The 18,772-nt window shown below is 59.7% G+C and carries 14 protein-coding genes and 6 pseudogenes; 11 read left to right on the forward strand and 9 right to left on the reverse strand.

Annotated elements, in window-relative coordinates; genetic code table 11:
• On the forward strand, positions 1-302 hold a 302-nt coding region (locus JQC81_RS22600; RefSeq protein ID WP_203274070.1), incomplete at its 5' end, for a transposase.
• Between the two features lie 162 nt (positions 303-464).
• Here JQC81_RS22600 and JQC81_RS33385 read toward each other — a convergent pair.
• The 4 genes and pseudogenes from JQC81_RS33385 to JQC81_RS22620 form a co-directional block, all read right to left on the reverse strand.
• Positions 465-662, reverse strand: a pseudogene (locus tag JQC81_RS33385) (WGR domain-containing protein); the annotation flags it as partial.
• 89 nt (positions 663-751) lie between these two features.
• The gene (locus JQC81_RS22610) at positions 752-1,432 is read right to left on the reverse strand and encodes a CYTH domain-containing protein (protein ID WP_203274071.1); all 681 of its coding nucleotides are present in this window, start codon (positions 1,430-1,432) and stop codon (positions 752-754) included.
• Between the two features lie 363 nt (positions 1,433-1,795).
• A pseudogene (locus tag JQC81_RS22615) lies at positions 1,796-2,503 on the reverse strand (IS6 family transposase).
• Between the two features lie 73 nt (positions 2,504-2,576).
• A complete protein-coding gene (locus tag JQC81_RS22620) occupies positions 2,577-3,326 on the reverse strand; it encodes an SDR family NAD(P)-dependent oxidoreductase (RefSeq protein ID WP_203274072.1) in 750 nt (249 codons plus the stop codon).
• 472 nt (positions 3,327-3,798) lie between these two features.
• On the opposite strand from JQC81_RS22620, the gene JQC81_RS22625 reads away from it, so the two are divergent.
• From JQC81_RS22625 to JQC81_RS22650, 6 genes and pseudogenes are all read left to right on the forward strand, one after another.
• Positions 3,799-4,851, forward strand: coding sequence for an ABC transporter ATP-binding protein (locus tag JQC81_RS22625; RefSeq protein WP_203274073.1), 1,053 nt, complete (start codon positions 3,799-3,801; stop codon positions 4,849-4,851).
• A 72-nt stretch (positions 4,852-4,923) separates the two neighbouring features.
• Entirely contained in the window at positions 4,924-6,243 is a 1,320-nt protein-coding gene (locus JQC81_RS22630; protein WP_203274074.1) for an ABC transporter substrate-binding protein, read from the forward strand.
• Between the two features lie 61 nt (positions 6,244-6,304).
• On the forward strand, positions 6,305-7,249 hold the full coding sequence (locus tag JQC81_RS22635; RefSeq protein ID WP_203274075.1) for a carbohydrate ABC transporter permease: 945 nt from the start codon (positions 6,305-6,307) through the stop codon (positions 7,247-7,249).
• 18 nt (positions 7,250-7,267) lie between these two features.
• On the forward strand, positions 7,268-8,173 hold the full coding sequence (locus tag JQC81_RS22640) for a carbohydrate ABC transporter permease (RefSeq protein ID WP_199051781.1): 906 nt from the start codon (positions 7,268-7,270) through the stop codon (positions 8,171-8,173).
• Between the two features lie 550 nt (positions 8,174-8,723).
• A pseudogene (locus tag JQC81_RS22645) lies at positions 8,724-9,281 on the forward strand (polyhydroxyalkanoate depolymerase); the annotation flags it as partial.
• Between the two features lie 247 nt (positions 9,282-9,528).
• Positions 9,529-10,566: an SMP-30/gluconolactonase/LRE family protein gene (locus JQC81_RS22650; RefSeq protein ID WP_203274076.1), complete on the forward strand. Its 1,038-nt coding sequence runs from the start codon at positions 9,529-9,531 to the stop codon at positions 10,564-10,566.
• Between the two features lie 108 nt (positions 10,567-10,674).
• Here the strand turns inward: JQC81_RS22650 and JQC81_RS22655 are convergent, their stop codons facing one another.
• Together JQC81_RS22655 and JQC81_RS22660 are read right to left on the reverse strand one after the other, a co-directional pair.
• Positions 10,675-10,977, reverse strand: coding sequence for an SH3 domain-containing protein (locus tag JQC81_RS22655; protein WP_203274077.1), 303 nt, complete (start codon positions 10,975-10,977; stop codon positions 10,675-10,677).
• A gap of 2 nt (positions 10,978-10,979) precedes the next feature.
• On the reverse strand, positions 10,980-11,168 hold the full coding sequence (locus tag JQC81_RS22660; RefSeq protein ID WP_203274078.1) for an invasion associated locus B family protein: 189 nt from the start codon (positions 11,166-11,168) through the stop codon (positions 10,980-10,982).
• A 25-nt stretch (positions 11,169-11,193) separates the two neighbouring features.
• Between JQC81_RS22660 and JQC81_RS22665 the strand changes: the two genes are divergently transcribed.
• Positions 11,194-11,556, forward strand: a complete 363-nt coding sequence (locus tag JQC81_RS22665) for a hypothetical protein (protein WP_203274079.1) — start codon at positions 11,194-11,196, stop codon at positions 11,554-11,556.
• Positions 11,557-11,562: 6 nt separating this feature from the next.
• On the opposite strand, the gene JQC81_RS22670 is transcribed toward JQC81_RS22665, so the two are convergent.
• The 3 genes and pseudogenes from JQC81_RS22670 to JQC81_RS33390 all read right to left on the reverse strand — a co-directional run.
• On the reverse strand, positions 11,563-12,291 hold the full coding sequence (locus JQC81_RS22670; RefSeq protein ID WP_203274098.1) for an IS6 family transposase: 729 nt from the start codon (positions 12,289-12,291) through the stop codon (positions 11,563-11,565).
• Between the two features lie 63 nt (positions 12,292-12,354).
• Positions 12,355-12,657: pseudogene (locus JQC81_RS22675) on the reverse strand (IS6 family transposase); the annotation flags it as partial.
• Positions 12,658-12,912: 255 nt separating this feature from the next.
• Positions 12,913-13,161: pseudogene (locus JQC81_RS33390) on the reverse strand (IS6 family transposase); the annotation flags it as partial.
• 213 nt (positions 13,162-13,374) lie between these two features.
• Here JQC81_RS33390 and JQC81_RS22680 point away from each other — a divergent pair.
• The 3 genes and pseudogenes from JQC81_RS22680 (at position 13,375) to JQC81_RS22690 (ending at position 18,514) form a co-directional block, all read left to right on the forward strand.
• Entirely contained in the window at positions 13,375-14,427 is a 1,053-nt protein-coding gene (locus tag JQC81_RS22680) for a YdcF family protein (protein ID WP_203274080.1), read from the forward strand.
• A gap of 725 nt (positions 14,428-15,152) precedes the next feature.
• Positions 15,153-17,327, forward strand: a complete 2,175-nt coding sequence (locus JQC81_RS33965; protein WP_281400367.1) for a cadherin domain-containing protein — start codon at positions 15,153-15,155, stop codon at positions 17,325-17,327.
• Positions 17,328-17,376: 49 nt separating this feature from the next.
• A pseudogene (locus JQC81_RS22690) lies at positions 17,377-18,514 on the forward strand (IS3 family transposase).
• The last annotated feature ends 258 nt before the right edge of the window (positions 18,515-18,772 follow it).

An 18,772-nucleotide genomic window follows, 5' to 3' on the forward strand; every position in this document is an offset into this window, starting at 1 on the left:
AGATCGCGCAAGCGTTGGCGCCCGGAGCGCACGCGCTGCTGCTGTTGGACCAAGCGGGCTGGCATGTCTCGCGCAAATTGAAGGTGCCCTCCAACATCACGCTTCTGCCGCTGCCGGCGAAAGCGCCCGAGTTGAACCCGGTCGAGAACATCTGGCAGTACATGAGAGAGAACTGGCTCTCCAACCGGATCTTCACGTCCTACCCGGACATCCTCGATCATTGCTGTGCGGCTTGGAACAAACTCGTAGACCAACCTTGGACCATCATGTCCATCGGTGTGCGCGACTGGGCCCATGCATGAGCATCAGCGCCGGTTGGTATCAGCTCTTACGATCTTCAGGGCGGCGAGTGTGTGGACGTGGCGGACAGCGACTGAGGCTGCGCCACTCCGACAGCGGAAGATACGGTCATCCGCCACCTCTTAACAGGACGATCTGCTGGGGCTCGTGAGCTCCCCACCGCGTCATAGATCGGTATAGCCCTTCTGCCGCTGGGTCTCGGCCCAGCCCTCCAGCGCACGAGCAGCTTCCGCCTCAGTTGGGAAGATGTCGACCTTCTCCTGACCCTTTGAACCAATGGCGCCCCAGTTCCGGACCATCCGGATGGTACCGAACAAGTCGCGTTCAATCATCAGGCTGAAGAACCGTGCCCTACCCTGCTCCGGGTCGTGTTGTTAGGGCACAAGGTGGTGCCGGATGGGCGAGCGAGCGTCAGGCATCCGACCAGCAGACCTTACTCAGGTCTGCCCTTCTACAACGTACGCTCCATCTCGGCCATCATCGCCGCCTCGATGTCGTCGAGGTTGACTTGGGCGGCCCGGCCACCTTCTTGAGCTGAGCCAGCCAGAGCCTTGTTGACCGCTCGCTGCTTGGCGGCGGGACGCTTGACTGGCACTCTCGGCTGAACCGGCAAGCGGTTCTCCAGGGTGTCAAGCAGGCTGTTGAGCGCCTCATCGGACAGGGGAGCATCCTGGTATTGTTCGACGCCTCTCAGGGCAATCGCCTGATTGCTGTAGCGGGCCTCTGTTGTGATCTCAGGGCCAAACCACGCAAGCGGGTGGAATTCCCTGCCCTCGGACTCGCCGTCGAACTCCACCGTCACGAAGTGCAGATCACGAGGGCGGTTGAACTGGTCGATGAGGGCATCACGGTCACCGATCCGGAGCATTGTGCGGGTGTAGTCGACCTCGCCGGCACAAACATCGAGCAGCGCATGGGCGTGGCCCACCGGCACCTCGGTTTGTTCCTCTGTCTCACCGTGCGGACCCATCGTCCGGAGGATCAGCAGACCCCTGTTCTCCTCGAGCCGAACCCAGGAGGTGCGATCCCGCTGTTCCGGGAAGAAGCCTTCGATCTGACGCAGACCGCCCCTTTCCCGCTGGATGAGGCGGGCCAGGGACGAAGCGAGGAGAAATCGGCGGCGGATGGTCATGAAACCCTGAAAATGAAAGAAGTTGAAGAAGGCCTTTATTCGTATATGGCGGAGGCAGGACGAGGCAACCCAGAAAGGCGCAATATAGTTTCTGTTAAGCCGCCGGCGCCGGACCTTTCCTTGCGGATCTTGCGCTGTGTCAGGTACCGGCGATTGTGGAGAAACACAGGGTCAGCGCCTTCGCTACGCATATTAGACCCAGCGACGATGCTCGCAAGAGGAATGATATGGTAATGCAAGGAGCCCTTGCTCCGAGGCTCGAAGAAAGCAATCTGGCTGCCCGGGCTCTCCGCCAAGGCACCTGTGATCGGGCATCGTCAACTTAACGACTTGAGACAGGTTCACCCCTTCAGGAGCATCGGATCAGGCACTCGCGGCGCCTATCACCTCGCTCCAGACTCGAAAGGCGTGAGCTCGGGACGCACGATGATCAGCTGCATTGGTGTTGGCAGGACGGCGGAAGAGGCTAGCAACCTGATCATGGACGGATAGGAAGCGTTGGGCCTGCCCGGCTGACTTGAAGCGCTTCATAATGCGCTCGGGTCGTCGGGTCGGCTGGTGAGAGTTCTCGGCTCAATTGTTCAACCCTTTATGTTGGCGATGCTCCACACCCGGCATGACCACTCTCTTCGCGGCGGCATAGCTGGCCAGTTTGTCCGTGACCATCACGCGCGGTGCGATGCCTTGCTTCTTGAGCAGCTTGCGCAATAGCCGCTTGGCCGCCTGGGCATTGCGCCGGCTCTGAACCAGGAAGTCGAGCACAACCCCGTGCTGGTCCACGGCCCGCCACAGCCAGTGCTCCTGGCCGGCGATGCTGATCACAATCTCGCCCAGGTGCCACTTGTCTCCGGGTGCTGGGAGACGCCGGCGGATCTGGTTGGCAAAATCCTGGCCGAACTTGAGCGCCCATTGCCGGACCGTCTCGTGGCTGACCAGGATACCGCGGGCGGCCAGCATCTCCTCCACCATGCGCAGGCTCAGCGGAAACTGGAAGTACAGCCAGACAGCATGGCTGATCACTTCGGCCGGAAAGCCGTGGCGGGCATAGTGAGGATGACGGGTGTTCTTTATCCCTCACATATGCCTCGATCCAGTCACCCCCTGGTTAAGCTGACGGTGCCTCTCTGCGAATTTCCCCCTCCGCTCAATAGGTTGCGCGTCCACCCGAGACATCGAAGACGCCGCCGGTCGTGAAGGAACACTCCTTGCTCGCAAGCCAGCAGATCAGGGCCGTCACCTCTTCCACCGTTCCGAAACGTCCGATGGGGATCTTCGAGAGCATGTAGTCGATATGCGCCTGAGTCATCTGGTCGAAGATCGGCGTCCGGACGGCAGCCGGCGTGACGCAGTTCACAGTGATGTTATTTTTCGCTAACTCCTTGCCAAGGGATTTCGTCAGGCCGATCACGGCAGCCTTAGAGGCGCTATATGCCGAGGCATTCGGATTGCCCTCCTTGCCAGCGACGGAGGCCACATTGACGATGCGGCCGTAACCACCTGCAATCATCGAAGGAACCACTGCGCGGTTGCAATAGAACAGCCCGTTCAGGTTCACATCGATCACCTGACGCCAGGCATCAACGGGATACTCCGCGACCGTGGTGTTCGGCCCCGTAATACCGGCGCTCGCAACGAGGATGTCGATGCCGCCGAGAGCCGCTAGAGTTTCATCGCGCGCCCTCTCGACAGCTTGCGGGTCGGTGATATCGACCCGTATCGTTGTGACACTCGCTCCAATACTGTCCCCAGCCAGGGCAAGAGCGTCCTCGCTCATGTCCCAAACGGCGACCTGGGCCCCTTCGAAGGCCAGCCTGGCGCATACGCCAAGGCCGATGCCCGACGCTCCACCGGTGACAATTGCCTTACGTCCTTTGAACCGCCTGCTGCTGCTCATACCTCTCTCCCCTGCACCGGCTCAAGCTTCGAACCAACCGCCCAATCCGTCGTCGATGTAGATGACTTCATCGAAGCTCTTCTCCGCTTGGAAGTCTAAGCTCTCAGACAACTAAGAAAATATTCAGAATCTGGCGCGCGAAGGGAAGGCTTGAGTTCAACCTGAACTCGTCGGTGATCCTATGTTGCACGGGGCGCTCGCTTCATTGCGGAAAGCAGAACTTGGCGTCAGTGAACCGGCTTGAACTGGGCGCTTGATCTTACTCTGATACTCCTAGAATATTCCATGCCATAAAAATGTAAGCGCACGTCAGATGCGCAGCCGATGATAGCGGGAATACGGAGGAAGTGAATGCTTCGACGCCGACCTTCCGTCGCGGCGCATATTGCGCCTGCTGCCCAACCACATGGGCTCTCTTGCTTTCTGTCTGGCAGCATAGCCGGTCCAACGACCAACGATGAGCGGGCATTCCATGGCTTCTGTTGAGATCAGGGATGTCAGAAAAGCCTACGGCTCGCAACAAGTCATCCACGGTGTCTCAATCGACATCCAGGATGGCGAGTTCGTCATCCTGGTAGGTCCGTCGGGCTGCGGAAAATCCACGCTCCTGAGGATGGTAGCAGGATTGGAGAACATCACGGGCGGAGAAATCCGCATCGGCCCGAGGGTGGTGAACAATGTGGCTCCCAAAGAGCGCGATATTGCTATGGTGTTCCAGAACTATGCACTCTACCCGCATATGACGGTTGCCGACAACATGGCCTTCTCGCTCATGCTCAAGAAGGCGCCGAAGGTGGAGATCGCAGGGAAGGTCAACCACGCCGCCGAGATCCTGGGCCTCACTCCTCTGCTCGATCGCTATCCGCGCCAGCTCTCCGGCGGCCAGCGACAGCGCGTGGCCATGGGCCGGGCCATCGTGCGCGATCCTCAAGTGTTTCTGTTCGACGAGCCGCTCTCCAACCTCGACGCCAAGCTGCGCGTCTCCATGCGCGGTGAAATCAAGGCTCTGCACCAGCGGCTCAAGACCACCACGATCTATGTCACGCACGACCAGATCGAGGCCATGACCATGGCCGACAAGATTGTGGTGATGCACGACGGCATCGTGGAGCAGATGGGTGCCCCGCTCGACCTCTACGACCGCCCGGTAAACCTCTTTGTCGCGGGCTTCATCGGCTCCCCTGCCATGAATGTGCTGCAGGGCACAATCGACTCCTCGGGCGTCAGGGTCGGCAATATGGTTTTGCCGGTTCAAAGCGCCCCCGCCGCCTCCGTCGGCCGGCCTGCCTATTATGGCATCCGCCCGGAGCATTTCCAGCTCAGAAGTGATGGCATGCCCGTCGAGGTAATCGTCGTCGAGCCTACAGGCTCCGAGACGCAGGTGGTTGCAAGAGCGGGACACGAGGAGATCACCTGCGTTTTCCGCGAGCGCATCAGCGCCCGGCCGGGGGAGACTATCCTTGTCGCGCCCGATCCTGCCCTTGTGCATCTCTTCGACAGGGACAGCGGACGGCGCATCAACTGACTTCAAGCGCGCAGCCACACCGGGACAGCCGCGCCGCTCGACATATATCCCGGACATGCGGAGGAAACCACGATGACCCTATCCAGACGTGATCTGCTTATCGGGACCGCCACAGTCGCAGTCGGCGGGGCCAGCGCCCCGCTCCTTGGCTCCCTGCCCGCTTTCGCGCAGGCCACAGAACCTCAGTACAAGCCTGAGCAAGGCGCATCACTTCGCGTGTTGCGCTGGGCGCCTTTCGTGAAGGGCGACGAGGATCAATGGATCGCCAATACCCAGAAGTTCACGCAAGCTACCGGCGTCGACGTGCGCATAGACAAGGAAAGCTGGGAGGATATCCGGCCCAAGGCAGCTGTTGCAGCCAACGTAGGCTCCGGCCCCGACATTATGCTGGTTTGGTTTGATGATCCACACCAGTATCCTGAAAAGCTCTTGCCCGTCACAGACCTCGCCAACTATCTCGGCAACAAGTACGGCGGCTGGTACGATGGCCTCCAAGGCTATGCCAAGCGTGGCGACCAGTTCGTCGCCCTGCCGCTCGCAGCCATCGGCAACGGCATCATCTATCGCGAGAGCATGCTGAAGGCGGCGGGCTTCCAAGAGATGCCGAAAGATACGGCAGGCTTCCTTGAACTCGCCAAAGCGCTGAAAGCCAAGGCGAAGCCCATGGGGTTCGCTCTCGGCAAGGCAGTGGGCGACGGCAACAACTTCGCCCACTGGATCGTCTGGAGCCATGGCGGCAAGATGGTGGACGAGAATGGCAAGGTCGTCATCAACTCGCCTGAGACCATCAAGGCGCTTCAATACGCCCGCGAACTCTACCAGCAGTTCATTCCGGGCACCGAAGCTTGGCTTGACATCAACAACAATCGCGCCTTCCTGGCCGGTGACGTCGGTCTCACGGCCAACGGTGTGTCGCTCTACTATTCGGCGAAGACCGACCCCAAGCTCGCCGAAATGGCAGCAGACATGCGCTCCGCCAACATGCCGATCGGCCCGATCGGGCGTCCCATGGAGTTGCACCAGACCACATCGTCCGTGATCTTCCAGCACACCAAGTTCCCACAGGCAGCCAAGGCGTACCTGAAGTTCATGTACGAGCAGCCGCAGATGTCGGAATGGATAAGGGCTTCCAGCGCCTATTGCTGCCAGCCACTTAAGGCTTATGCGGACAACCCGGTCTGGACCTCGGACCCTCTGCATGCACCCTATGCTAAGGCCTCGGAAACCCTGGTGCCCAACGGCTATGCCGGCCCGCTCGGCTATGCCTCGGCGGCGACGATGGCCGACTACGTGATGGTCGACATGGTGGCGGAAGCAGCCTCCGGCCAGCGCTCGCCGGAAGAAGCGGCCAAGCGCGCGGAAACCCGCGCCAACCGCTACTACCGCCTCTAATACTTATAAATTGCCCCTTCCTCACCCGAGGGAGGGGCACGGCCGGTTCAAGGATCCGTCAATGGCTGATGCTGCCGTACAAGACCGCGTTCTCCTGCCACCGGAGCCGAAGGCTTCCCTGCTGCAGAGTCGCGGCATGGTCGGCTTTCTGTTCATGCTGCCTGCCCTCGCCTTCCTGCTCATCTTCCTGACCTATCCGCTTGGGCTCGGGGTCTGGCTCGGCTTTACGGATACACGCATCGGACGCGACGGCGTCTGGATCGGCCTGGAGAATTATCAACTCCTGTGGGACGACTCCCTCTTCTGGCTCTCCGTTTTCAACACCCTGCTTTATACGATTACCGCCTCGATCCTGAAATTCGCTTTAGGTCTTTGGCTTGCGCTCATTCTCAACGAGCACCTGCCGTTCAAATCCTTTTTCCGGGCGGTCCTCCTGCTGCCCTGGGTGGTTCCTACGGTGCTCTCGGCGATTGCATTCTGGTGGATCTACGATTCCCAGTTTTCAGTGATCTCCTGGGGGATGATTGAACTCGGGATCATCGATATGCCGATCAACTTCCTCGGTGATATGGAGAACGCGCGTGCCTCCGTCATTGCCGCGAATGTCTGGCGCGGTATTCCCTTCGTCGCCATTACGCTTCTGGCGGGGCTTCAAACCATTTCACCCTCCCTGCACGAGGCGGCGACACTCGATGGCGCCACCGGGTGGCAGCGGTTTCGCTACATCACCCTGCCGATGCTCTCGCCGCTGATTGCGGTGGTGATGACCTTCTCGGTGCTGTTCACCTTCACCGACTTCCAGCTGATCTATGTGCTGACCCGTGGTGGGCCGTTGAATGCCACGCACTTGATGGCAACACTCTCGTTCCAGCGGGCCATCCCCGGCGGCCAACTCGGCGAGGGTGCTGCCATCGCCGTCGCCATGATCCCATTCCTGCTCGCAGCGATCCTGTTCAGCTATTTCGGCCTGCAGCGCCGCAAGTGGCAGCAGGGCGGCGCAGATTAACACAGGGAGTTCGAGTTCATGGATGTGGTTACCAACGCGGTTCCCCGCGGTACCGCAGCGCCGGACGAGAGCGTCGGAATGAGCTATCTTGACCGCCTGCCCAGGCGCGTCGTGGTCGTCTACCTGCCTCTTGCGGTTTTTACCTTCGTGCTGCTCTTTCCGTTCTACTGGATGACGGTGACGGCTCTGAAGCCCAATCACGAGATGACAGATTTCAACAATTACAGCCCGTTCTGGCCGTCTAGTCCGACCCTGCAGCACATCTATTATCTGCTGTTTGAAACCTCGTATCCAGGCTGGCTATGGAATACGATGCTGGTGGCGCTGGGCTCCACCATCCTTTCGCTCGCGGCTTCAGTCTTCGCGGCCTACGCTATCGAGCGCGTCCGCTTTGCAGGATCCCGCTGGACAGGTTTGGCGATCTTCTTGGCTTATCTGGTGCCGCCGTCGATCCTGTTCATCCCGCTGGCGGTGATGACCTTTAAGTTCGGGATTTATGACAGCAAGCTTGCCCTGATCTTCACTTATCCGACCTTCCTCATACCCTTCTGCACTTGGCTGCTGATGGGCTATTTCCGGTCAATTCCTTACGAGCTCGAAGAATGCGCCCTCGTAGACGGAGCCTCACGCTGGCAGATCCTGACGAAGATCATGCTTCCGCTGTCCGTTCCGGGGCTGATTTCCGCCGGCATCTTCGCCTTCACCCTGTCTTGGAACGAGTTCATCTACGCGCTAACCTTCATCCAGTCGTCGGAGAACAAGACTGTTCCTGTGGGTGTACTGACCGAACTTGTGCGCGGCGACGTCTATGAATGGGGAGCGCTGATGGCGGGAGCTCTGCTTGGCTCCCTGCCGGTGGTGCTGCTCTACTCATTCTTCGTGGACTACTACGTCGCCTCCATGACAGGCGCGGTGAAGGAGTAGCAAAAGCGAGTTCCGGCGACTCTGTCGCAAATCCGCAATGACAATAGAGAAAGGGTTATTCACCCACGACTCTCACGGCGCCAGTCTGTTACTGAGACGGCTTGGATGAAGTTGAAAGATCGACTGATGCACGTGCTAAGGCCGCACCAACTTAAGGTTAAGTGGCGCGGATGGATTTGGGGGCACAAGGATCTGTCGAGCATCAAATTGTGGATCATTTTCAGGAGCCTGCCATCTCAACCCGTTTACCTGATCGTCAAGAAGAACTGCCCCAGAACGCTTAAGAGCGGCCCCACAAAACCTCATGCTCTCTTTGACGGCGGGAAAGCTTTTCGGGAGCCCCTCAATGACGCTTATCGCAAGGCTGGGCCTGACTCATGGCAGAGGCAGCAGAAGTTCCTTATCCTTGCTCATGTAGCACGCTCGGCCGGGCGGCCAGTTACTCCCTGAGGGTTTGTGGCCCACTCTCCGGGCAGTTTCAGTCCGCTGCCAGTCACAATGCACCGGCTTCCTGCTCTGTCCACCGGAACTTGGTTCTCCAGGGTACGAGCAGCGTCCCTTCTGCCGGGTGATCGCCTTTGGAGAGTCGACGACAAGCCGAAGCTGTTGATCGTCGCTCCCATGTCGGGCCACTACGCCACGCTCCTGGGCGGCACGGTGGCGGCCTTCCTCGGCAGCCATCAGGTGTTCATCACCGACTGATGCAGTGCCAAGCAAGTGCCGCTCGCGGACGGCGCGTTCGATCTCTCCGATTACATCGACTACCGCATGGCCATGTTTGAGGAACTCGGGCCCGACCTGCATGTGATGGCCGTCTGCCAGCCAGCGGTGCCCGTCCTGGCGGCCCTTGCCCCGATGGAAGCCCAGCACCATCCGCAGGTGCCTCGTTCGGCATTTTTGCTGGGGCCCATCGACACCCGCCGCGCCCAGACGGCCGTCACTGCCTTCGCCCAGGAGCACGACCACCTGGTTTGGGAGCAACTGCATTCATCCCGTGCCCCTGCACTACCCAGGCCGCGGGCGTCTGGTGTATCCCGGCTTCCTGCAGCTGTCCGGGTTCATGGCCGTGAACCCGGACCGGCATCTCTCGGACCATTGGGAGACATTCAGCCGACCTAGAGCCGAGAGACCTAACCGCCCGTCAGGCCGGACCGCCAGCTCTGGGATACCCGTAAGCCCTTCCAGTGTTCCAGAACACCGGAGTTACCCAATCCGGGCGACTAGGGTCAACGTGGTCACCAAGCCGTGGTGTTGCCGCGGTTGAGTATCGGTGACATTCTTCCTGAACAACTTGCGTCCGACAAACGGGCCTACGCGGAGGGGCCTATGATCACGCTGCTTCTCAGGAGGATCTGATGGATTTGGATCGACGCCACTTTATCACCGGCATGACTGCTGTTGCAGGCCTCGCCGCCGCTCCAGTTCTCGCCCAACCGATGCGTCCACAGGAGCCCCAGCGTTATCCGGACCCAGCCTGGAAAATCCTCGATAAGCGCTTCAACAAGTACATGATCGGAAACGCTCCGTTACAGCGCGAGTGGACCGGCTCCCTCTGGGCGGAAGGATCCGCGTGGAATGGCGTGGGTCGCTATGTGGTGTTCTCTGATATCCCCAACGACCGGCAGATGCGCTGGGACGAGGTGACTGGCGCAGTCACTCCGCTGCGCGTCCCAGCAAATTTCTCGAATGGTAACACATTCGACTTTGAGGGCCGACAGATTTCCTGCGAACACTCAACAGCTCGTGTTGTCAGGTACAACTGGCAAGGTGAGCCCGAGGTGCTGGCAGAGTCCTTTGAGGGCAAGCGGCTGAATGCGCCCAATGACGCTGTTGTGCATCCGGCCGATGGCGGCATTATCTTTACCGATCCGGGCTATGGCAGTCACTGGTGGTACGAGGGCGGCGTTCGCGAACTAGAGCTTCCGACCAGCGTCTATCACATCGATCCCCGATCCCGCACGCTTACGAAGCTTACGGACGAGATCTTCAAGCCTAACGGGCTCTGCTTTTCGCCAGACTACAGAAAGCTTTATGTCGCTGACACGGCAGCCACTCATCACCCGGAGCCAGCTCGGATTATTGTTTGGGACGTGGTCGACAACGGTCGCAAGCTGACGAACCGGCAGGTATTCGCGACCTCGGAAAAAGGCTTCCATGATGGCATCCGCGCCGATGTGGACGGCAACATCTGGGCGGCGACTGCATTTGGTGGTGAAGGCATCGATGGTATCCACGTCTATATGCCAGATGGCACAAAGATTGGCCAGATCCTGATGCCGGAGGCATGTGCCAATCTAACCTTCGCAGGCAAGCAGCGGAACCGGCTTTTCATCTGTGGCAGCCAGTCCGTCTACACGCTCTACACGGCTGCTCAAGGAGCGCACCGCTCATAATTCTACATGAAACGGGCCTGAGCAAGCCGCTTGGGCCTCTTACTCCCAAAGGACCAAACCTTTGTGCTCGCTGGCTGACGCGAGACCACTAAGATCGAGCTGGCACGTCTATAGTGCTGACGGTACCGCCGCGTGGACCCAGCCGTCAGAGTTATCGCTGCCTCTGATGCGGCGCCAATTACCGAATTCGGCAATGATCTCGACGGAAAGTCCTTGCCGTTGATAGATCCAGCGGATCGGATACTGGGTGCCAGACCTGACCCGAACATTGGTCTTCTGCTGCTTGAGCGAGCCAAAGCGCGGAAGCATCGGTTGAGTGGCATTGCCGGACTTGCCATAGGTATTCGAGGCTGCAGCGCCCCACAAACAGCATAGAATGACCGGTACGATCTGCAATCCAGCAGCGGACATGCTCACCGGCATCCCTGGTGGGCCTTTTTCATGACCGCGGTGAAGCCCTTGAGAGAGAAGCTATAGGTCGTCTTGTTGCCACGCTGTGAGGTTGCTTCAACGATCGCGATACGCCCCTTCTCAAGGGCGCGGGAGAATTCGGCCCCGCGTTCGGTGCTACGCAGCCAGGCATAGTTGCCGCGCGGGATCATCGTAAAACGTCTGCCGTCTATCGCGATGCGGATCGCCGTCGGCGACGACACCTTCGATGGCAGCGAGGGCGAGGACACGCTGGAAATCTATGGCTCGGGCGCGGCCGAGCTTATGATGATCAACTCGCTCGGCAAGAATGGCTTCGTCTTCTTCCGCGACGTTGGCGACATCACTGTCAACTTGCTCTTTGCGGAGCGGGTTGAGGCGAATGGGCTGGCGGCAACGACATCATCGACGGTTCGGCGCAAACTAATACCGAGGTCGCCCTCTACCTCGCGGGTGGTGCAGGCGATGACAGCTCAACGGGCAGCGCTGAACCTGATACCTTCATCTTCAGTGCCGACACTGCCAACCGGGTGGTCGAGAGGCTGTGTCGCAAATCTGTAGTGGAGGCTAGGGAATGGTTGAGGCGGCGTCTTGGCTTCGGGCAGCGAGCCTCTCAAACTGCTCGACGAGTGAGGTCTGCGGATTCCGGGCGTAGATCGCCTGCTGCTTGCGCATCATGTGCACCATCTCGATCCCGCCCAGGATCACACGAGCGCTGTTCATCGTCTTGATCCCGAGCATTGGCCGCACTCGCCTCTTGATGGCACGATGATCCTTCTGAATGCGATTGTTTAAGTAGGCACTTTGTCGGATCCGGATCGGCTTCAGTTTGCGTCGTGAGTGATCCTCCAGCCGGTTCATCGCATCACAAGACAGGATCGCCTCGCGGTTGGTCTGGCTGCCGTCGATAACGATGCGCTCGGGCCGGCCATGCCGCTTCAGGGCCTTGCGCAGGAACCGCTTCGCAGCAGCCAGATTCCGCCGTTCACTGAACCAGAACTCGACTGTGTCACCATTGCTTTCGATGGCGCGATAGAGATAGCGCCACTGGCCTCGAACCTTGATATACGTTTCGTCCATATGCCACTTTCCGGTGACGGCTCGCTTGCTTGAACTGAGCCGCTCCAGCAGTTCGGGTGAGTAGCGAATGACCCATCTGTGGATGGTCGCATGGTCGACCGAGATGCCACGCTCGGCCATCATCTCTTCCAAGTTCCGGAGGCTCAGGCCATAGGCCAGATTCCACCGGACACACAGCAGGATCACTGAGCGGTCGAAATGACGGCCTTTGAACATGATAAACCTCTCGAGCTGGCCGGAGGCATAGACAGAATTAAGTTGTGATGGGTTGCGACAGTTCCATCCGTCCTGGTCCACAGCCCGCCACATCCGGTGCTTCTTACCTGCAATTCCGATCACCACTTCATCTAAATGCCATACGTCGTTGGGGCTGGGCGGCTTTCCGCGCAGCCGACGGGCATACTCGGGACCGAACTTCTTTCCCCATCGCCGGATTGTCTCGTACGAAACAACAATGCCCCGCTCGAGCAGCATCTCCTCGACCAGCCGGAGGCTCAGCGGAAGTCGGAAATACAGCCAGACTGCATGAGCAATGATCTGGGACGGGAACCAATGGCGCTTGTAGCTGACGGGATGGGTCATGCCACGGCACTTAAGCCATAAACTTCTGGCCAAACGTTACCGTGACATCCCCATCAGCGGTTCGCTTTCGCTCGCCTCTGCGGATCGTACCTGACAGGACTGAGGTCCCGCCTATAGCTGCAACGCTCACCACGGCCGCCCTTGACGGCCGCAGCTTGCAGGGGTTTGAGGCCGGCATCTGACTGCAGACCTCGAGGAGCCGACCCTCATCTCTTGTACAGCTCCACATCTCCTCCTTCAGAAATGTGTTCGTGACACACCGTCAAGGTGCCATTTGTCTCCGGGTGCGGACAGACGGCGGCAGATCTGTCTGGCGAAGCTCTGGCCGAATTTCAGCGTCCACAGCCGCACCGTCTCGTGGCTAACTAGGATGCCGCGAGCCGGCAGCATATCCTCCACCATCCGGAGGCTGAGCGGGAAGCGAAAACAGAGCCAGATGGTACGGCTGATCACTTCAGCCGGGAAGCGGTGATGGGCATAGCGAGTGCGACGGGTCGACCGCATCCCTCATGTATGCCTCGATCCGGTCACCCACCGGTTAACCTGACGGTGCCAGGTGCCCACTATCCGGGTGACGGCACGGGATTTCCATTGATGCGGTCGGCCAGATTTTTGATCCTCGGGAAAGACGCGGCTATCGTCACGACCATGTCATCGCTCTTTGTGATGTCATCAGCCCTGTTCTGGGCCCCTTGACCCACTTTGGAGGACAGTCGAATGCGAAAAATTGCAGCTGTGAGCTTTGTTGCCGTCCTGGCGCTATGTTCTTCCCTCACCGTCCATGCCCTTGAGCAGGATAAGGCAGACCGGATCAAGACCCTCGTTGACACCGGCATGCAGTATTACTGGTCCGGCGGGGATGTGAAGAAGGCTGAAGCGGAGGTTTTCAAAGGCATCACGCTTCATGGCCGCTACGATGTAGTGGAGAAGGCGTTCGCTGAGGCCTCTACACTCGCCCCTCACCGGCTCGATTTCCGCTATGCCGTAGCATCGTCGCAAATCCTGCAGAAGAACCTTGCTGGCGCCCGCGCCACCTATGAGGACATCCTGGCAAAGGATCCGACCGCGTTCTCCGCCCAAGCCTGGTTGGCTGCCCTGGCCCGCATCGAAGAGAACCAGAGTCAGACCACCCTTGCCGAACAGGCCATGGCGGGCCTCGACCGGGAGCGCGCTGAGGCCTATCGCCAGCGTTTTGTGCGAGCTGAAGCCATCATAGCGGAGCGGCCGAATGTGGACGTGCCGACCGTTCCCGGTAAGGTCATGATTGTGGCACTGGGTTACGCCCTAGCCAAGGACGGAACTGCCGAAAAGCCGCTTCTTGACCGGCTGGAGGTGGCGCTGAAGGCGGCGCAGGCCAATCCGACGGCTCGTATCATGGTCACAGGCGGGCAGCCTCAAGCAGGAGTGACGGAAGGCGACGTGATGACCAAGTGGCTGGTCGAGAAGGGGATCGACCGCGACCGCATCCTGATCGAGGACAAGTCCAAGGATACCGTGGGCAACGTTCTGAACGTGGCGAACCTTCTGAAGCGCCATACCGCCGACACAGCCATTCTGGTGACCAGTGCGAGCCACATGCGGCGGGCGCGGACCCTTCTTGAGGACGCCTTCCGCCAGTATGATCTTGAGACCCGGATCGTTCCCGTGGTGGCCCTTGACGCCCCCTCTGTGGAAGAGGCCGCGAAGGTGTCCAAGGATGAGCGGATGGTGATCTACCGCGACCTGATGCGGGTTTCAGGCCTCTGGGCCTATCCGGGCATCCAGCAGTAGGGCCGGCAAGTGTCTGGAGTTGTTACGGTTTGACGAACCGGGGGCCAGAGGCCTCTCCTGATAGCAAGTCGCCGGAGCGCAACTTCCCATGCGCTCCGGCGTTTGATATATTCCCAGGAAGGCGCAGGTGTTGCGAGCACCTACGTCTCCCCCTGTTTTACAGGGTTTGACCCGAAGGGTCAGGTCGTTAGATCATCCACGGAAGGGCGAGTGTGAGGGTAAAACTCCACTCGCTCTTTTCGTTTTTGACCTGCAGGGAAAAGATGATCAATCTTTCCTCCCTGGGAATGCCCCAACCGGCCGCGTGGCGGCAGTCGCGGGGTGCGTGATGAGCGCACCGCTTCGGGGACGAACAAATCCATCCGCAAAGCGCTGCCCTCATCATCTGTGTAGGAGCCAGGGCCCTACAAGTTGGTAAATTCACATAGAGGCGGATGGGAATGCTGGCATCGGCCAGCCATCATTCGGCAAAGTGCTTCCATAAAGCTCCTTGCAGCCCGCCCTACCCGGATCAAAGCACACGCCCTGCTGAATACACTCAGCGCCCATGCCCTTTCTCATCCAGGATCTCTCCCCCCAAGCCTGGCAGATTGCGCCGCGGCTAGGAATTTCCTACAGTCCTGCCGCAACGCCCGCCGGATCGTGACCGCTCTCTGACCGAAAGATCGACGAAGAGATTCGGAGCAGCGGCGGAAGGACTCAACAGCCGGACGAGGGCAGCGGATATGGTGGCATCGATCGTACGGCTCGAAGGCGAGCAAAGGGTCAATACCTATACGAACAGTACGCAATCTTCGCAAAGCATCACGGCGTTGGCTGACGGCGGCTGGGTGGTCACCTGGCAATCCAATGGTCAGGACGGCGGTGGCTTTGGCGTCTACCAGCAGCGTTACGATGCGGACGGCTCGCTCAGCGGCGGCGAACGGCAGGTCAATACCTATACGACAAGCTGGCAAGTGAGGCCGAGCGTCACGGCACTGAAGGATGGCGGCTGGCTGGTCACCTGGGAATCCAATCATCAAGATGGCTCCCTCGGCAGCATCCACCAACAACGTTACAATGCTGACGGTTCGCTTAACGGCGCTGAACGGCAGGTCAACACCTATACGGCCAATAGCCAATATGATCCAAGCGTCACAGCGTTGGCCGACGGCGGCTGGGTGGTCACTTGGAGTTCCACCCAGGACGGCTCTGGCTTTGGCATCTACCAGCAGCGCTATAACCTTGATGGCTCGCTCGGCGGTAGCGAACAGCAGGTCAACACCTATACGACCAGCCTCCAGTATGAACCGAGCGTCACGGCACTGAAGGATGGCGGCTGGGTAGTCACCTGGAGCTCCAATGGTCAGGATGGCTCGAGCTATGGGGTCTACCAGCAGCGTTACAATGCTGACGGTTCGCTCAGCGGCACTGAACGGCAGGTCAACACCCATACGACCGACCAGCAAGACACTCCGAGCGTCACGGCGCTGGCGGACGGCGGTTGGGTCGTGACCTGGAGCTCCTTAGGTCAGGACGGCTCTGGCTTTGGCATCTACCAGCAGCGTTACAATGCCGACGGCTCGCTTAACGGCAGTGAACAGAGGGTCAACACCTATACGGCCGGCGCGCAACACGCTCCAAGCGTCACGGCGCTGGCGGACGGCGGCTGGGTGGTCACCTGGCATTCCGCCCAGGACGGCTCTGGCTTTGGCATCTACCAGCAGCGCTACAACGCCAATGGCTCGCTCAACGGCAGCGAACAGCGGGTCAACTCCCATACGATAAACACGCAAGACGAGCCGAGCGTGACGGCGCTGGCGGACGGCAGCTGGGTGGTCACCTGGGAATCCTTCCTGCAGGATGGCTCCGATGATGGCATCTATCAGCAGCGCTACACGCCTGTGACCGCCTTTGGCGAAGGCAGAGAGAGCGGAGCAGGATCGGCGGATAACGAAGTCTTTAAGGTCAGGGCCGGCGGCCTCAGCGCCGGCGATAGCCTGGAGGCCGGTGCGGGAACCGACACTCTCACGATGATCGAGACTGGGACACTGGACCTCACCGCACCGGATCTGTTGACCGGCATCGAGATCGTTCAGGGCTCCAGCGGCAATGACGTGATCATCACGAATGCTACTCGCATAACGGACATCATTGGGTTTCAGGGCGGCGGCGGATCCGACGCGTTGCACCTGCAGGCCGGAAGTTATGATCTGACCAGCAAGTTCGTCGCCGGCATCGAGGCCATCACGCTGCTCGGCACCGGCTTGATTACCTTCGCTGACAAGGTCACGGCGCTGCTGGCCCATAGTCAGACCTCCGATGGCACGCTGATCCTCACGGGCGACAGCTTCACGTTGGCCCAGCGCACTCAGCTCTACCACCAGGGCATCCGTAGCGTAACGGATGCCGATGGCACTCATATCCTCCAGCCCGCCGTGACCACACTGAGCCAGGCGGCGGTGCAGGAGAATGTCGCGGCCGGAACCACGGTCGGGGTTCTCTCGGCCAGCGATCCCAATCCTGGCGACGGCCTGCGCTTCGAGATGATCGACGGCGCAGGCGGAAGGTTTGCCCTCTCGGGGAACCAGCTTGTGGTTGTCAACGGCCAGCTGCTCGACTACGAGCAGAGCTCTGCGCACCAGATCGTAGTGCGGGTCACGGATGAGGGCGGGATCAGCTTCGATAAGACCTTTATGATATCGATCGGCGATGTTCCGGTGGAGACGATCAGGGGCACGTCTGGCCACAACGTCCTCACGGGCGGTGCGGGACAGGACCGTCTCTTCGGCGGCTTGGGCAAGGACACCCTGACCGGCGGCGGCGGCCAAGATGTGTTTGTGTTCGACACCAAGCCTAACACCAAGACGAACCTCGATCGGATCACCGATTTCAACGTGAGGGACTGGTCTGCCTCCTGAAAAGTGATCCTCCCTGAAGTATGGCTTTTGAGCCGAAGGAGGACTGCAGATGGGCAAGAAGAGGCACACGGCCGAGGAGATCGTTTCCAAGTTGCGGCAGGTTGACGTACTGACCGCACAAGGTCGGACGGTGGCGGAAGCCATCCGGCAGATCGGCGTGACGGAGGTCACGTACTACAGGTGGCGTAATGAGTACGGCGGGCTGAAGTCTGACCAGGTGAAGCGGCTCAAAGAGCTGGAGATGGAGAATGCCCGGCTGCGCCGAGCCGTCTCGGATCTCACCCTGGAGAAGTTGATCCTCAAGGAGGCTGCCTCGGGAAACTGGTAAGCCCCGCCCGCCGCCGCGCCTGTGTAGATCACGTGACGAGCAAGTTTGGCGTTTCAGAGCGGCTGGCCTGCCGGGTTCTGGGTCAGCACCGCTCCACGTAAGCCGCAAGATCCGCAAGCAGCCCGAGGATGAGGCGGCTTTGACGGCCGACATCATCGCCCTGGCCACCCAGTACGGCCGCTACGGCTATCGTCGGATCGCGGCTCTGCTGCGGGAGGCAGGCTGGCTCGTGAACAAGAAGCGGGTGGAGCGGATCTGGCGGAGGGAGGGGCTGAAAGTGCCACAGAAGCAACCCAAGAAAGGTCGGCTCTGGCTCAACGATGGTTCGTGCATCCGGCTGCGGCCGGAGTATCCCAACCATGTCTGGAGCTACGACTTCGTCGAGGACCGCACACATGACGGGCGCAAGTTCCGCATGCTCAACATCATTGACGAGTTTACGCGGGAATGCCTGGCCATCCGGGTGAACCGGAAGCTGAAAGCCGTCGATGTGATCGACGTGCTGTCGGACCTGTTCATCCTGCGTGGCATCCCAGGTCACATTCGTTCCGATAACGGCAGCGAATTCGTGGCCAAAGCGGTGCGCGAGTGGATTACGGCTGTGGGAGCCAGGACGGCTTACATCGAGCCGGGCAGCCCATGGGAGAACGGCTATTGCGAGAGCTTCAACTCGAAGCTTCGGGATGAACTGCTGAAAGGAGAAATCTTCTACACCTTGGACGAGGCGCAGGTGATCATCGAGAGCTGGCGCCGGCACTACAACACGGTGCGCCCGCACTCATCATTGGGCTACCGGCCACCCGCACCAGAGGTTCTGATCACTTCTTCCAAGCTGGCGCCCAGACCAACCCTGAATTAACATCACACCCGGATCACCCGCATGGGGCAGGCCAGAACGTAATGAACCAACTTATCGTGCAGTTTGCCGCCCCAGGCGTTGAGACACATAACCTTCAAAACGGGCTCCTGAATCTTCAGATCCGATCATTCCCTTCACAATACGTGGGAGGACGTGGGTTGACATAAGACGACCGCGCCACGTGACGGACTGCGTATATGTCCAATGTTAACGCTGCACGTGAGGAAATCCCGCTCCATCTCGTAATTGATGGATCTT

This window comes from Microvirga arabica (genome assembly GCF_016811235.1).
Classification (GTDB): domain Bacteria; phylum Pseudomonadota; class Alphaproteobacteria; order Rhizobiales; family Beijerinckiaceae; genus Microvirga; species Microvirga arabica.

Excerpts from the sequence above, each read along its gene's own strand:
- JQC81_RS22665 (WP_203274079.1), top strand. The coding sequence starts at position 11,194 with ATGCGGATCGCCGTCGGCGACGACACCTTCGATGGCAGCGAGGGCGAG.
- JQC81_RS22650 (WP_203274076.1), top strand. The coding sequence starts at position 9,529 with ATGGATTTGGATCGACGCCACTTTATCACCGGCATGACTGCTGTTGCA.
- JQC81_RS22635 (WP_203274075.1), top strand. The coding sequence starts at position 6,305 with ATGGCTGATGCTGCCGTACAAGACCGCGTTCTCCTGCCACCGGAGCCG.
- JQC81_RS22655 (WP_203274077.1), bottom strand. The coding sequence starts at position 10,977 with ATGTCCGCTGCTGGATTGCAGATCGTACCGGTCATTCTATGCTGTTTG.
- JQC81_RS22610 (WP_203274071.1), bottom strand. The coding sequence starts at position 1,432 with ATGACCATCCGCCGCCGATTTCTCCTCGCTTCGTCCCTGGCCCGCCTC.
- JQC81_RS22625 (WP_203274073.1), top strand. The coding sequence starts at position 3,799 with ATGGCTTCTGTTGAGATCAGGGATGTCAGAAAAGCCTACGGCTCGCAA.
- JQC81_RS33965 (WP_281400367.1), top strand. The coding sequence starts at position 15,153 with ATGGTGGCATCGATCGTACGGCTCGAAGGCGAGCAAAGGGTCAATACC.
- JQC81_RS22630 (WP_203274074.1), top strand. The coding sequence starts at position 4,924 with ATGACCCTATCCAGACGTGATCTGCTTATCGGGACCGCCACAGTCGCA.
- JQC81_RS22620 (WP_203274072.1), bottom strand. The coding sequence starts at position 3,326 with ATGAGCAGCAGCAGGCGGTTCAAAGGACGTAAGGCAATTGTCACCGGT.
- JQC81_RS22670 (WP_203274098.1), bottom strand. The coding sequence starts at position 12,291 with ATGTTCAAAGGCCGTCATTTCGACCGCTCAGTGATCCTGCTGTGTGTC.
- JQC81_RS22680 (WP_203274080.1), top strand. The coding sequence starts at position 13,375 with ATGCGAAAAATTGCAGCTGTGAGCTTTGTTGCCGTCCTGGCGCTATGT.
- JQC81_RS22660 (WP_203274078.1), bottom strand. The coding sequence starts at position 11,168 with ATGATCCCGCGCGGCAACTATGCCTGGCTGCGTAGCACCGAACGCGGG.
- JQC81_RS22640 (WP_199051781.1), top strand. The coding sequence starts at position 7,268 with ATGGATGTGGTTACCAACGCGGTTCCCCGCGGTACCGCAGCGCCGGAC.